This window comes from Paenibacillus sp. YYML68, assembly GCF_027923405.1.
In the GTDB taxonomy this organism is placed as follows: domain Bacteria; phylum Bacillota; class Bacilli; order Paenibacillales; family NBRC-103111; genus Paenibacillus_G.
Map to the genome: position 1 here is coordinate 4297603 of NZ_BQYI01000001.1, position 13990 is coordinate 4311592.

Here is a 13990-nt window from a genome sequence, read left to right on the forward strand (position 1 = left end):
GTGACGATTCAATCGTTTAAGCCCGACGTCCTCAAGGCGGCAGCCGGCATGGAGCCTTTTGCTCGACCTGCTGCTGTATATAACGAGCAGGAAGGCAAGCTCACGCTTCCCTACAGCTCGAAGGAGGAGCTCCTGCATTCACTGGATACGCTACGAACAGCAATTGCTGTTCCCGATCAAGAACAGCTGCAGCTGCACATCCGCAAGAGCGAATACGTGCCGGAAGATGAGCGAGTTGGCTCGATACCGCTTCCACTGTTTTTTGCGCGCATGCAGCATTACGATATCGTCAAGATTATTACGGATGGGCAATTCACGAGCTACATGCAGCCGATCGTTCATGTGCCATCCCAGAAGCTGTATGGCTATGAGTTTTTGCTTCGCGCGGCGTCAGGCGGTCCACAGTTCAAGCCGTATGAGCTGTTCAAGGTGGCAGGCGAGACTGGTCTGCATTCGTTCCTTGACCGTTCAGCCCGCATATCGGCCATCCAGACAAGTGCAATGCACGTGCGCCGGGGCTTAAAGCGTTTTATTAACTTTTTGCCATCATCTATCTATAATCCGAATTACTGCTTAAGCCATACGTTCGCCGCCATTAACCGCTTCTCCCTCGATCCGAACGACTTCATCTTCGAGGTCGTGGAGACGGAGCAAATCGACAGCATCGAGCACCTGCAGCAAATATTCAACGTATATCGCAGCAATGGCGTCCGAGTGGCGCTCGATGATGTAGGCGCGGGCTATGCGACGCTAGACGTGCTCTCGTCCCTGCAGCCGGATTATGTCAAGATTGACCGCGGGCTTATCGACCATTGCGATGAAAGCAAGGAGAAGCAGGAGAGCATTCGCGACATTATGGCTCGCGCCCGGTCGTTCGGAGCGCTCGTGCTTGCCGAAGGGCTGGAGCGCCCAGCGGAGTGGGAATATTGCAGACAGGCAGGCGTCGACCTCGCACAAGGGTACCTGCTCGGCAAGCCTGCGCCGCTCCCACTGGAAGGTCAAGCGTGGGTGCGACCATTTTTATCATAAGCAACCGTGAATCGTAGTGAAAAAATAAGCACCTCACCTCTGCAAGGGCGGATCCACTATGGGACACACCGATTCAGAGTGAGGTGCTATTCACATGACGACGATCGTTCCAAGCCGTAACCGTTAGATCCAAGCCTTCAGACGAATCTGCCGCAAAAATTCTTGCTGGGACTGCAGCTCATGCGGGCTCGCTTCCGGCTCTTCGTAAGCTTCACCGTTCATTAATCGCTTGAACAGCTGCTCGTTCTTCGTAGACAGCGCGAAGTCAATCAGCGCCTCGCGTTCAATCCGCTCAGCCTCCTGCATCAGCAGCGTTTCCTCCAGCTCAATATCGGCACCGGGCACGAAATGGTGCTTGTTCGTCTTCGGCACGCGAACGACGTAATCAAAAACGTTATCTGCATTGCGATCGTACGCAATAATATATCCGTATTCACCGACAGGCAAGTTTTGCTCGAAGCTGTCACCGATAATAATTACCTTCTCACCTAAGCGCAGCAAGGCCGTTCCCCCTTCACTCAACCGGTGTCTTCCCCTCTAGAGCCACGACATGTACATGAATTCGGCAAAAAACGGGCATGCACCATAATACAAATGTTTAATTCTATTAATCATATCATCTTTTTTTCGTAGAGGCAATTGAGAGAAAGAGAGTGGCAGCGGCCCAAGCAATCCAGCTTACAGCCTGATAATTCCTTCGCGCGTCAAGGTCAGCTTCTCGTATCCGCTCTCCGTTATCGCGTAGCTGTTCTCTACTCCGACGACGCCCTGACCGGGGAACGTAAACTTCGGCTCGATCGCCAGCACCATACCAGGCTCAAGCGGATACCGGAAGCCGCGGGCCAGAACAGGCAGCTCGTCAATCTCCAGACCGATGCCGTGACCGAGAAATCTCGCCTGATCAGCGCCAAAGCCCATATAATGCTCAGACAGTCCCGCCTCCGCCGCCAGCCGCAGCGATTCCATATACAGCTGCTCGCTGATCGCTCCGGGCCGCAGCTGCGCTTCCGTGCTTCGTAAGATATGCTCTGCGACATCGTACGCGCGGGTCAGCTCCTCGGATAGCGTGCCGATGACTACCGTCCGCGTCTGGTCGATGACGTAGCCGTCCACGCAGCAGCCCAGATCGATCAGTATCGGCTCATTCGCCTGAATGCGCCTTCGGCTCGCGCTCTGCGGGAATGCCGGGCTCAAGCCTTGACCGCCTGCTGGCCCGTCGAAGTAGCTAGGCATCGCAACCGCTTCGCCAGCTCCAAGCATGCCTGTAGCGACCTCTTGATTGTACCCCCGCATCCGCATCATGCCGAGGTGACCACGTACGCGGAGGAACAGCTCGACACGGGCCAGCACTTCAAGCTCCGTCATGCCTGGCACTAGCCACGTCAGCGCATCCTCGAACGACTCGTCGATCAGCTGCGCCGCCCGCCGTATGATAGCGAGCTCAGACGGAGACTTGATCATACGCGTCTCTCGAATCCAGGCTGAGCCGTCGACCCACACCGCTTGCGGAAGCGCTGCCTGCAGCCTGTTCAGCTGCAGGACAGGCAGCACATCGTACTCCGCTGCAAGCGTGACCCGTCCACCGCCGCCAGACATGTTCGGCATGCCCGGCATGGCGCGTGCTAGCTGGGCGGCGAACTCGCGCATGGAGCCGAGCGGCTCCACGGGCCAAGCCGACTCCTGCTGCGCCCTTACCGCGCTGCGCCGAACGAAGAAGGTAGGTTCTCCGTCCGCAGGAATGAGCAGATAGCCAGTTTGCATCGAGCCGGTGAAGTAGTAGAGGTCGACATTTTGACTCATCATGATCCCGTCGACGCCTCCCGCCTGCAGCTTCTGCTGCAATCGCTTCATTCGTTCTATATATTCGTTCGTCACGCTGAACACTCCTCTTCGTCCTATGCTTCGATCCTAGCATTCATTCTAATATGGACGACTGACAAAAAAAAGAGCAACGCCGTCTCTGCTTCGAAACGGGCTGCTCTTCAACCTCAGCGCTATACGGGTGACAACCTGGGGACAACCCGGGTGAGAAGCGGTGACACGCAGCCTATAAGCTTCTCCTCACTGTCTTACGCCATGCTAGCGCAATCTCACATTGGCTGCGCTGCTGATGACGACAGGCTCCGTCCGCCCGGTGCCAAGCTGACGCTGCTCCAGCTCCACAATGGCGACGACCGAAGGACCGAATACGGTCACGCTCACACTGCGCGTCGTCTGCCTGTCGGTTCCCGAATGAACCGTGATGGAGCGGCTTAGCGTGTAGGGATACGTCGGATTCGTTACGAACTCCAGTCGATGCACTATCGGTGCCGCTGTGAGCGGACTATTTGTCTTGGGCCGCATATCGTCATGAAGCTTGAAGTTCAGGCGCACGTATTGGGCAAAATCAGCCCGTCCTGCCGCCTCGTCCCACACGAGTCTGCCCATTGCGGCCTGCTCGGGAACGATGTTGAGCGAGGCGGCACGCACCGCCTGATCGAGCAGCGTCTTCGCCTTGTTCACGGTGTGCCCGTGAACTAGCGAGTTCCAGCCGGTAGCCAGCAGCAGCACGGCGAAGGACATCGCGAGCAGCGCCGTCAGCAGCAGATGGACGCCGCCCCGCTCGTTACGGAGCGGCTTCAGCCAGCGCACGAGACGATCCGCCTCAGTACGCCTCGCTTTTTCCATAAAGAACGACCCGGTAATAGCCTGCATCGCTCGCTGCGCCTCCTCCCCCTCGAATAAGTCCGAGCATGCGCGCCAGCCCCGGTGCGGGATACGTCAGCTCCAGCTTCACCGCAGGATCTGCCGAGGAGCGAAGCACCCGAGTGGTCGTGCTCCCCGCATAGGATGGGAATGAAACGCCATTGACAGCGGTCGGCGGCAGCCCGAGCTGCTGGAGCCTCTGACTCAGCCGTTGCTGCACCTGCGGACTTACGTAGCCGACGGCCTCCGCCTCCTTCATGGCGTGACTTGCCGCCGTATAGATATGGTTCGCCTTCATCACATAGACGAAGAAGGGCACGATCGCGAAGGCCAAGAAGAGCATAATCGGCATCACCATCAGCGTCACCAGCATATTCGTCATTCCACGCTCATTGTGCAGCCGTCGATGCATGACGTCCCCTCCTCTCCTGTTCATACGAGCGACTTAGTCTGTAATGTAGTCGAAGCTGCGTATCGTACGGGTCATCGTGTCATGCCCGCTCCGAATGTCAGACTGCATGCCTCCGCTGCCCGGACGAAAGACGTAAGCCGCTGCCCCGAATACGAGCACGACGAGCAGACACATCGTGACGAGCTTACTCATCGGTTACGGTGCGGTAGCCGTCACACCGCCATCGGTCTGACTCACAGTAGCGGTCGAGATGCTCGTATTCAGCTTGGTGCCCTTCCCGCCTACCGCCGGCCCTACCTGTGTTCCTGCCACGAACATCGCTGCTCCTCCGAGCAATACCGTTAATAAGCATGCAATTACCAATTTACCCATCGATTCCATCTCCTCTTCATTATTAAAATATGGTCACTGTTATTGAAACGCGTTCTGAATTTGTACACGAGTTTTCCCACCTGATACTGTTGCTGCCGGTACGAGCTGACCTCCTACTACGTACAGCACGGTGCCGCCCAGCAGCACACTGAGCATCACTGCAATGACGAGCTTAGACATTCCATTCCCTGCTTCCTGTACGAAGCGCCGACGCTACCCTTGAAAGCTCGTCGTCAGCTGCTCCGATATCGTCAACAACCACGGATACAAAAACAACAGCACGATCATCCCGAACGGCACCATGACATAGATGCTAATCCACACCGGCGCATTCTCGAGCTGACGCTCCCGTTCGGCCGACAGCGCAGCCTCAATCCCGGCCGTCTGCTCCTTCAGCACCTTGGCGATGTCCTGAGGGTCCGCCCGGCTGATCGCTTCCAGCGCATTAGCAAGCGGGAACACCTCCGAGATGCCAATCGATTCGCGGAACCGGTAGATGGACGCTCGGCGATCGTTGCCCCACATAATCGCCAGCTCCTGCAAATAAGGCTTCATCAGCACGAGCGGCCTGCCTGCACGAAGGAGCAGCTCGCGAATATCCGCCCCTTCGCTGACACATACGGATAGCCGATGCGACAGCTTCGCGATCTCCATCAGCATCTTGCCTCTTCTCGCCTGCGCCAGCACCGTCATCCAGCCGACAGGCACGAACACGCCGATCCCCGAGGCGACGGCCAGCTTGAACGCTAGCGTCCAGCTGAATGCGAAGCCGCCCTCGACGCGTACAGGTACAGCTGCCGCCCCAAGCGCCCCCGTGTCGATCGCCTCCCGGATGAGCACCAGCGACACCAAGACAGCAGCAGCCAGCGCTTGCAGCAGCCTGAACCTGATATACGTCCACTCCGCCGGAAGGCCGGACAGTCTCGCCTTCTCGGCAAATTGACGCTCCCGAATCGATTGCTTCTCCGCAATGGCGCGGCCGACCGAGGATGACCGGTATGCTTGCTTACGTCGATGGAGCTGCTCGAGCATCCAGGCCAGTCGTCTTTTTCGCCCCCAGTACAAGGCGGACGCCGCTACGAAGGACAGCATGCCGCTGCCTACTATGAAGGCTATTGCAAATACTATCATCGGCCATCCGACTTTTACTTCATCTATATACGTTGTTCATCACCTCCTCAAAATGATTTACGACCAGTTCGCACGACTAGCACCATCGATACGAACATGACAGCAAACGAGGCAGCAAGCACGGCTATACCGCCCGGCTCCGCGAAATAATGCTTGTAATTGGTCGGATCGGCATAGACGTTGAACCCGATCACGAATAGAGCAAAGCCGACCATGAACGACGTGCCTATCCGATAGACGGTAATCATGGCCAGACGCTTGTCCTCATGCCGCTTGGACGTCTGCATCTTGCTCACCAGATGGTGCAGTGATTCGGTCATATCCGCTCCATAATGCGCGCCTATAAGCAGAAGATCGACCAGATCGTGCGCCCACTCGTTATCGACTCTGCGTGCGAACTCATGCAGTGCCTCCTCGATCGACTTCATGTGCAGCGCCAGCTCCAGCCTTCTCCATTCGGCACGAACCTCATAGGGCATCGCCTGACTGCTCCCGGCAATGATCTCTGCCAGCGTCAGACTTGGCCTGTAGTGGCCAATGACGTTCTGAACGAGCACGATCATCCGCAGGGCGATGCGGTGCCGCTTGCGTTGCACGCGAAACCGTATCGCGAAGTACGGGAGCGATCCGCCTATGCCGGCAAGCAGCACACTGAGCGCCCATACGTGCGTACTGCCAGTTCTGTACGCCTCGGGCACAGTAGCGGACATCATCTGCAGAGCCGCGTCCGAGCCGAAGAAGCCAACGAGCGCCGTCAGCACCATCCCAACGAGCGCAAGCTCAGGGCTGACCTTCAGCTCGGCAAGGTCCAGCTCGTCCTGCAGATGCCTCAGCACCTTGCTCAGCAAGCCGCGCCTCGCTTCCGTTCCAGCCTGCAGCCTGTACAGGGCAGGATGACGGCTGCGGTATGTCCAGCTTGAGCTGATGTGTCTGGTCAGCACCAGGATGACCCCTAGCGTACCGGCGATCCACATCGCAAGGAGCAGCGCACGAATGAGGCTCAGCCACAGCTGACCGTCCGCTACAGCTCCCTGCATCGTTCCCATACCCCCAACTCTTCGAAATCGGCAGCCTGCGCTCCGTTCGCGAGCAGATGTCCGGTCAAGGAATGGCTGAAGCGATGCTCCGTGAACTGCCAGCATTGCTTCATGTAGCTCCATTCGACCAGCGGCTTGATCTGCACTGCCCCTTCCCGATCCACATATAGCTCCGTAATCTCGGTGACGATGCGTCTTGGCTTCCCGTCGACCTGAACGATCCGCAGGAACACGATAATATTGAATGCCCGCGCCACCCGACAGATCGTATCCGCCGTATCGTGATGCCGTCCGTCCTGCTTGATCATGTCCACGACGTCGCTGATGAACGATTCCCTGTACTTCGTATGCATCGTCCCCATCATATCGTGACCGCGAAGCGCACCCTGCACCATCTGCGACACCTCCGCCCCCTTCGCCTCGCCGACGATGACCCAGTGCGGACTCATGACGAGCAGCGGCTTGAATGCCTCCTCCATCGTCAGCTTCATATCCTCCACCTCTCGCACGGCCAAAATGTTGCGCGTTCCGCGAAGCCGCTCCCGAAGCGCCACCTCGAACTCCTTCTCCAGCGTCCGAATACGCTCGTGCTCCGGAATTTCATTCGCCAGCGCGAACAGAAACGTCGTCTTCCCGGTCGCCGTCCCGCCGCCGATGAGTATGCTGGCGTGATGACGAACGAGCAGCCGTAGCAGCTGCGCCATTCGCGTATTCAGCGTGCCCAGCTCCACGAGCTGCTCCAGTGTCACATCCTTCACGATGAAGTTTCGAATATGAATGCTGGGCACGTCTGAATAGGGCGGTCTTGTCATCACGAGACGGGACCGATTCCACATGTACGACTGCACGAACGGATGCCGCTCGTTAATCGGCTTCTTCCCGCACAGCGCGAGCCGGTCCTGCAGCCGGAGCACAGCCTCACAGCTCGCAAATACACGCTCATGACGCTCCATCTGCCCACCCTTCAGCAAGTAAATATGGTGACCGATCACCTGCACCTCCTCGACATCGGGCAGACGGTACAGATCCTCAATGAGCCCAGCCCCGCACGTCTCGGCGAAAATGCTCTCCGTCGGCGTCAGCGACGGAATGAGCGTACCTGCATCGACATGAATGCGATATTCAATGAGCAGCATGTCGATCACAGCCTTCATACGCCGCTGAGCAAGCGGCTCGCCGAGTCCGGCTTGGACGATATCGTCGTACAAGGGCTGATCCGTCTTCGACCGTTCGGTCAAATGCTCATAGATGAGCATCGAAGCGTCGGCTAAGCTCATGCTTCGCTCTTCTCTTGTGCTGCTGAGCGGACCTGCCTGTCCGCCACCTCCTCCGTTCCGCCTGCGGATGAACGGTGTCCCCGCCTGCACCAAATCCTTGGCATACCGACTCGCGTCGAAGCGAATGCGTGGAGGATGCGCGATATGCTGCGCTTGTTCAGCCTGCATCGTCATTCCTCCATTCTAGCCGAGCATGGCCGACAGCCGAGTCAGCCAGCCTGTCTTACGCGCCCCAGCGACTTGAGGCTGGTCTAGCTGCAATCGTTCATCCACAGCTGACGGAAGCAGCTGCATCGCCAGTCTGTCGATTGCTTCTGCGAAGCTATCGGCCTGCGGCATGCCATAGAGCGGGATGCCTTCGTCGGCAGAGGTGATTCCGACACCTCCGGGAACATTCGGCACGGCAGCAGCAAGCTTCATATTTAAATATTGAGCGACACGCTCCGGCTTTTCCCCTGGCAAGCAGCGATTCACGACCAGCTCCACATCTGCCGGAGAGAGCCCGCAATAAGCCCAGTAGGAGGCATGCCACTCTCCCCAGCTCGTTCGGTAGGATGCATATCGATTTTGCGTAACCAAGAGCCTCCGGTCCGCCTCACGCACAGCGCAGATCGTAGCCGCGTTATCCGGACATGTGCTCACATCAACGAAGGTCAGGTCGAAGGCCGAGCGTGAGACGGCGAGCAGATGCTCCATCATATCCGGTGACAGGTCAAGCGCCGTATCTCGTCTTGGTGAACCTGGCAAAATATATAGCTCCGGCTGATTGCGATAACGGCTGCACGCCTGCCGCAGCTCATCGGGGAGCAGCCGCTGCGTCTGCAGCTTGGAGCGAAGCATCAGGGACGAGTCCGCCTGCGAACGGAGCGCGAAGCGCGCCCGCAGCTCCGGGTTGCGCAGATTGCCATCCAATAAGCCTACGCGCAACCCGCTTCGAGCTGCGGCAGCCAGTGCGGCGCTCATCGCAATCGTCGTGGCGCCATCCTGACTGGCGGCCGACCAGACCGCAACGAGCTGTCCAGCCGCCTTCAAGCCGAGCTGATGCGGACGGGATGACGGCTCCGAGCCGAGCAAGAAGCTATACAGCGCATCGACCAACTGCTGTCGATGAAGACCTGCAGGTACAGTCGTCATCGACAGCGAATTCGCCAGCCTGCAGATCGCCTCCAGCATGAACGAATCGTACACCTCAGCGTCCAGCACCACCGCGATGCGTGCTATCGGCTGCAGGCGTCTCACCTGCCGCATCCAGTCCCATGGATAATGCTCGCTCCATAACGCCGAATGAACGACGAGCGCCTCGTATGGCTGCTCGATCCGTGTCGAGAGAGCCTCTCTTCCGCATACGTACTCCGGCCGGTCTTGTCCGATCGGCCACACAGCCTGTAGACCGGACACCAGCCCGTCTTCCAACTGTGGCGGCAGGGCTATCAGTATGTTCATGGTCGCTTCACCTCCTTGTGAGCATTCGATGTTGTGTGCTTGTCAGTCGCGGCTCCGGCTGCTGCCTGTGGCTCCTTCGCCTGCACGTGCTGACTCGGTATGTCCGAACGAACATTTACCTCTGACTTCGTTTTGACGAATGCCTCGGCTTCCTTCAGCTGCAGATACAGCTCGGTCACACGTGCGGCGTCGGACGCAGGAGCCGTGTAATCAGGAAGCGCGAGCTTAATTTGGCCGCCGATCGTCCCAAGCACATAGGCTTCGTATACTTCGTCATTCATCAGAAAAGTATTCAGCTCCGGCTTACCGTTCGGCTGCCCGCGCGCGTCCTCTACTGCAGAGGCGCTGCCCGGTACAATTGCGGTTAAGGCTGCGCTGTCCGTCAGCTCTTGACCCTCCGCTGTTTTCACCGATGCCACGGGTAGCTGCTCGATGATCTTCACAGCACCGACGCTCGTCAGCACACCGCCTGGAGTGATGATGGACTTCGGCTGCTCCAGCTCAACCCATACATCGACTCTGTCACCGCGTCTGACCGTATTGTTCACGTTCATCATCGCATCTGTCTTGAAGCTGAAGTACCGCTCCTGGGCCAGCGGCGTTATTCGCTTGTGTGTCAGCTTCCAGGGCAACAGCTCCTCCTGCTCGGATATGGGCACCTGCACCGTCAAGCCGATGAGCGACGACATATTCGTAACGGCCTCCGGATGGTGGGCCGCTTGCGCGATGCGGACCGTCTGCAGCAGGCCCGGTTCTATCACCTCTCCGCTCTGCAGAAGCCGCACCGGCTTGATCGTCTCGACCGTATGCAGAGCAAGCTCCGTATGCTTCATGAAATACCAATAGCCTGCGGCTGAGCCCGCCATCAAGAGCACGCCGATCAAGCCGACGATCCACGATTTATACAAGACATGAACTCCTCCTTCCAAAGCTCGTTCCAGCCTAGACTAGGCGTAGGTATAGCGCTGAGGCAGCTTCAATTCCTTGAGCAGACTGCGCAGCAGCTGCTTCCATCGAAGACGGCGCATGGCGGTATTCCTCCTTCACATTCAAATGATTGATGTCATTAACTAAACCAGCTTCGCAGCGCTCGCTTCACGAGGACCGCTCCGCTGCTACGCTCGGGTGTTACCCCATCGGTCGGTAGCCACTTGCGCAGCCACGATTGGACAAGAGGGCCCGTCGCCGCCCGGATTCTCGGATGCTCCGAGGGCAGCTGCCCCTTCCAGCATGCCTCGACGATCTCATCGAAGGAGACGGCGGGAAGCTGGCAAGCGGGCGGCTCCGGCAGAAGCTTGAGCCACTTGTCGCCAGCGGACACACACTTGTTCGCGAACGCGAACGTTCGGCGGGAAGCATGGACGGGGTGTCCCCCGCCTTCATAGAGCAGTCGCAGCCGTCTGCTGCAGGCTGCTTGCTGCAGCTTGTGAATGAGCGGATCTGCAACATAGATCAGATCGGTTGCCGTCTCCAGCAGCGCTTGCACCGCCGGCCGCTCCCAATCAGCTCCAATGTCCACAATGACAACCGGTCTTCGCAACGTGTGAAACAGCTTCAGCCAGCTGCCCGCCGTATCCAGTGTGACCTCGTCCCTCTGCTTCCACGCTGACAGCTCATCACTTGCAGCCGGCAGCCACAGCGTGTGCCCCGATTGCCAGTACGTATGGCCAATCGTTGCAGCTCCCAGCTCCAGCTCCTCCTGATACGAGCGGCGATGCGAGGAAGACCTGCGGCTTGCCGTCAGCAACGCCGCAAGCTCCGCGTCATGCCCCGGGGGCTCGATGACGGCGTGAGGCACCTCAAGCGCATCCAGCGCTTGCGCCAGCACAAGCGTCGTGAACGTCGCACCCGCTCCGCTATACAACCCGCCTACCGCTATAATGCGCGGCGGCGTCCACACTAGGCCGACGCCGCCGGGCCCGGCCGACGGCTCGAATGTCAGCGCTGTGCGCTGCCCAGGCTGCTTGCCCGCCAGCTCCACTTGGCAGCCACAGAGCGCGGCTGCCGTCTCGGCAGCGCTGCGGAATCGCTCATCCGGGTCCGCGCGCAGCAGCCGCTGGACGATACGCCTTAGCGCAGGCGGAATACGCTGCTCCGCTTCCTCCATCGGGCGAGCGGGGTGATAGTGCAGCCCGCCGCACAGCAGATAGTACATGAGGGCGCCGACTCCATATAGATCGGTGCGCGGGTCCGACTGTCGGTCAGCCTCGAACTGCTCTGGCGCTGCGAAGCCGATCGTGCCGAGATTCACCGTGTCATTGGCTCTACCGACCTTGAAGCTTCGGGCGGTCCCGAAGTCGATCAGCCTTACCTTGCCGGCTGCATCAATCATCAGGTTGGAAGGCTTCAAGTCCCGATGAATGACTGGCTCGGGTTGAATGCTGTGCAAATATTCGAGCAAGCCGCACAACTGCAGCGCCATGTCGATCACATCATGAACATCCATCTGACAGCCTTGCCGTTGGAACCGAGCCTGCACCGTCTCGCCTTCAATGAAATCCATAATGAGATATAGACGTCCGGAAGCATGATTCGGCACGACGTCGATAATGTGCGGTAAGCTAGGATGAGACAGCCGACTCATCGTCTCCGCCTCGGCCGCCATCAGCCTTCTCCATACAGCGTGCTCCTCTTCTGTGGTCACACCCCCTGCTGCTGCGGCACCGCACCAATTCAGCTCCTTGACGGCCCAGCGCTTGCCCCGCAGCTTCAGATCCTCGGCGAGCCATACCCGACTCATGCCCCCGCTCCCAAGCGGCGCCAGTATCCGATATCGCTCGGCCACAAGTGTGCCAGTCTGTAGAGCATTCGGTGTATTGTGCATCGTATTCGTCCCTCTTCTCTCTCCTGAATGGTTCAGCAGTAAGACAACAAAAAACCGCCAAATCAGGCATAATATGCGCTGATCTGGCGGTTCTTCCGCACTAGAGTATAGATTTTGTTAATAAATTAACATAAAAACCTCTAATGAACAAGCGTATTTAATGTCGAAACGACATCAATATTTTGTAAATTTATGTAGAATGTCCATAATAAATTTACATGTATTTGAATCCTTGTTAACAAGCTATCTACGTGAATCCGTGATAAAAGAATATGAAAACAAGAGAAAAATAGAGGGAATCCAAGATTTTGTGTCGAAATTAAAGGATTATAACGATCCAATACTTTCACCAATGGGGTGATTGGCTTGAAGTTCGAATTCGTCCAATCTAATGAGTACTTAACCACACATACCGGGTTAACCGCTATTGGAGCTTTGCTAGCAAAGACTAATCTCGGTGCACGTTTGAATAAAACGGTATTGCCCGAGAACCCGAATCCAGATATCTCGAATGCTGATGTGATGAAAAGCTACTTGGGTCTGCTCTGCCAAGGCAAGAGCGACTTTGATCATATTGAGCCATTCCGGCAAGACGATGCGTTCAGCATCAGTCTTGACATTCGCGATGTTCCATCTAGTCCAACCTTGCGCCAGCGCTTAGATATGGCGGGTTCGTCGATATGGAAAGATATTGTGCTGGAAGAGTCGGCGGACCTGTTACGCCGAGTGGCCGCCCCGCTTACGGGTGTTGATCTTCTTGTCCTGGGCGAGAAGGAACGGACTACGTTGTTGCCGCTCGATATCGATGTGTCTCCCTTTGACAACTCCCGCACGAAAAAGAAGGCGTATCTCGCACCTACAAAGGCCATGATGGTTTTGCTCCGATCTTCTCTTACTTGGGCAAAGAGGGCTACGGCGTCCATGTGGAACTGCGTGAGGGCAGCGTGCATTGCCAGAAGAACACGGATGAATTTTTGAAGGCCAGCATTCAATATGCACGCCGAGTCACAGACCGTCCGCTCCTTGTTCGAATGGATGCAGGCAACGACTGCTTGGCGAATCTGAAGGTCTGTCACACTCAAGAAACTCGTGCCGATTACATCATCAAGAAAAATCTGCGAAGAGATCCAAAGGAGACGTGGCTCTTGTTCGCACAAGATCTGGGCATATGCTGCGAAGAACGCGAAGGAAAGAAGGTATACATCGGGTCGATGCTCATTCGTGAACAAGGATTTGACGAGCCGCTGCGTCAAGTGTTTCGTGTCATCGAACGAACCATAAGCCGTGAAGGTCAAATCTTCCTCGTTCCTGAGATCGAGGTCGAGGTGTACTGGACTTCCTTGCGTTGCTCGGCTTGGCGGGTCATTGAACTGTATCGCGATCACGGCACCAGTGAACAGTACCACAGTGAGATCAAGACAGACCTTGATCTGGAACGCTTGCCCGCTGGCAAGTTTGCAACCAACAATCTCATATTGCATGCGGGCGTGTTCGCATACAATATGCTTCGCTTGATGGGGCAACTCAGTCTGCAGATTCCCGACTCTCCGATTCGAAACAATGTTGGCCGCAGACGGATTCGCACGGTCATTCAGAATATGATCTACCATGCTTCACGACTCGTAAGACATGCTAGGCAAGTCAAATTCGCATTTGGAACGCACAGTCCTTGGTTTCAAACGTTGCGACGTGTGTATCTCACCATCCTAACCACTTGAGACTCAATGTTTAATAGGGGTGTATACGCCTTCACGCGTAGGCGTGTTTCAACATGTGCTTT

At 57.1% G+C, this 13990-nt stretch carries 14 protein-coding genes and 1 pseudogene; 2 read left to right on the plus strand and 13 right to left on the minus strand.

The window, feature by feature from the left end; genetic code table 11:
* Positions 1-1029, plus strand: a complete 1029-nt coding sequence (locus PAE68_RS19265) for an EAL domain-containing protein (RefSeq protein ID WP_281889643.1) — start codon at positions 1-3, stop codon at positions 1027-1029.
* Between the two features lie 123 nt (positions 1030-1152).
* Here PAE68_RS19265 and PAE68_RS19270 read toward each other — a convergent pair whose 3' ends face one another.
* The 13 genes from PAE68_RS19270 to PAE68_RS19330 form a co-directional block, all read right to left on the minus strand.
* A complete protein-coding gene (locus PAE68_RS19270; protein WP_281889644.1) occupies positions 1153-1530 on the minus strand; it encodes an ATPase in 378 nt (125 codons plus the stop codon).
* A gap of 177 nt (positions 1531-1707) precedes the next feature.
* Positions 1708-2880: a M24 family metallopeptidase gene (locus tag PAE68_RS19275; protein ID WP_281891147.1), complete on the minus strand. Its 1173-nt coding sequence runs from the start codon at positions 2878-2880 to the stop codon at positions 1708-1710.
* A 228-nt stretch (positions 2881-3108) separates the two neighbouring features.
* Complete coding sequence (locus PAE68_RS19280) at positions 3109-3723, minus strand: hypothetical protein (RefSeq protein ID WP_281889646.1); 615 nt, start codon at positions 3721-3723, stop codon at positions 3109-3111.
* Positions 3674-4126 (minus strand): DUF4320 family protein, encoded by a 453-nt coding sequence (locus PAE68_RS19285; RefSeq protein ID WP_281889647.1) that lies wholly within the window; start codon positions 4124-4126, stop codon positions 3674-3676. Before PAE68_RS19285 ends, PAE68_RS19280 begins: the two co-directional genes overlap by 50 nt.
* Before the next feature lie 33 nt (positions 4127-4159).
* Positions 4160-4318, minus strand: coding sequence for a hypothetical protein (locus tag PAE68_RS19290; protein WP_281889649.1), 159 nt, complete (start codon positions 4316-4318; stop codon positions 4160-4162).
* 3 nt (positions 4319-4321) lie between these two features.
* Positions 4322-4498, minus strand: coding sequence for a hypothetical protein (locus PAE68_RS19295; RefSeq protein WP_281889650.1), 177 nt, complete (start codon positions 4496-4498; stop codon positions 4322-4324).
* A gap of 39 nt (positions 4499-4537) precedes the next feature.
* Positions 4538-4678 (minus strand): hypothetical protein, encoded by a 141-nt coding sequence (locus tag PAE68_RS19300; protein WP_281889652.1) that lies wholly within the window; start codon positions 4676-4678, stop codon positions 4538-4540.
* A 33-nt stretch (positions 4679-4711) separates the two neighbouring features.
* The gene (locus tag PAE68_RS19305; protein WP_281889653.1) at positions 4712-5590 is read right to left on the minus strand and encodes a hypothetical protein; all 879 of its coding nucleotides are present in this window, start codon (positions 5588-5590) and stop codon (positions 4712-4714) included.
* 86 nt (positions 5591-5676) lie between these two features.
* Positions 5677-6675, minus strand: a complete 999-nt coding sequence (locus PAE68_RS19310; RefSeq protein ID WP_281889654.1) for a type II secretion system F family protein — start codon at positions 6673-6675, stop codon at positions 5677-5679.
* Positions 6651-8111, minus strand: coding sequence for an ATPase, T2SS/T4P/T4SS family (locus tag PAE68_RS19315; protein ID WP_281889655.1), 1461 nt, complete (start codon positions 8109-8111; stop codon positions 6651-6653). Before PAE68_RS19315 ends, PAE68_RS19310 begins: the two co-directional genes overlap by 25 nt.
* Positions 8112-8126: 15 nt before the next feature.
* Positions 8127-9386 (minus strand): CpaE/TadZ family protein, encoded by a 1260-nt coding sequence (locus PAE68_RS19320; RefSeq protein ID WP_281889657.1) that lies wholly within the window; start codon positions 9384-9386, stop codon positions 8127-8129.
* Positions 9383-10294: a CpaB family protein gene (locus PAE68_RS19325; protein WP_281889659.1), complete on the minus strand. Its 912-nt coding sequence runs from the start codon at positions 10292-10294 to the stop codon at positions 9383-9385. Before PAE68_RS19325 ends, PAE68_RS19320 begins: the two co-directional genes overlap by 4 nt.
* Before the next feature lie 158 nt (positions 10295-10452).
* Positions 10453-12210, minus strand: coding sequence for a serine/threonine-protein kinase (locus PAE68_RS19330; RefSeq protein WP_281889660.1), 1758 nt, complete (start codon positions 12208-12210; stop codon positions 10453-10455).
* 366 nt (positions 12211-12576) lie between these two features.
* Here PAE68_RS19330 and PAE68_RS19335 point away from each other — a divergent pair.
* Positions 12577-13928 (plus strand): annotated as a pseudogene (locus tag PAE68_RS19335) (IS1380 family transposase).
* Positions 13929-13990: the final 62 nt, after the last annotated feature.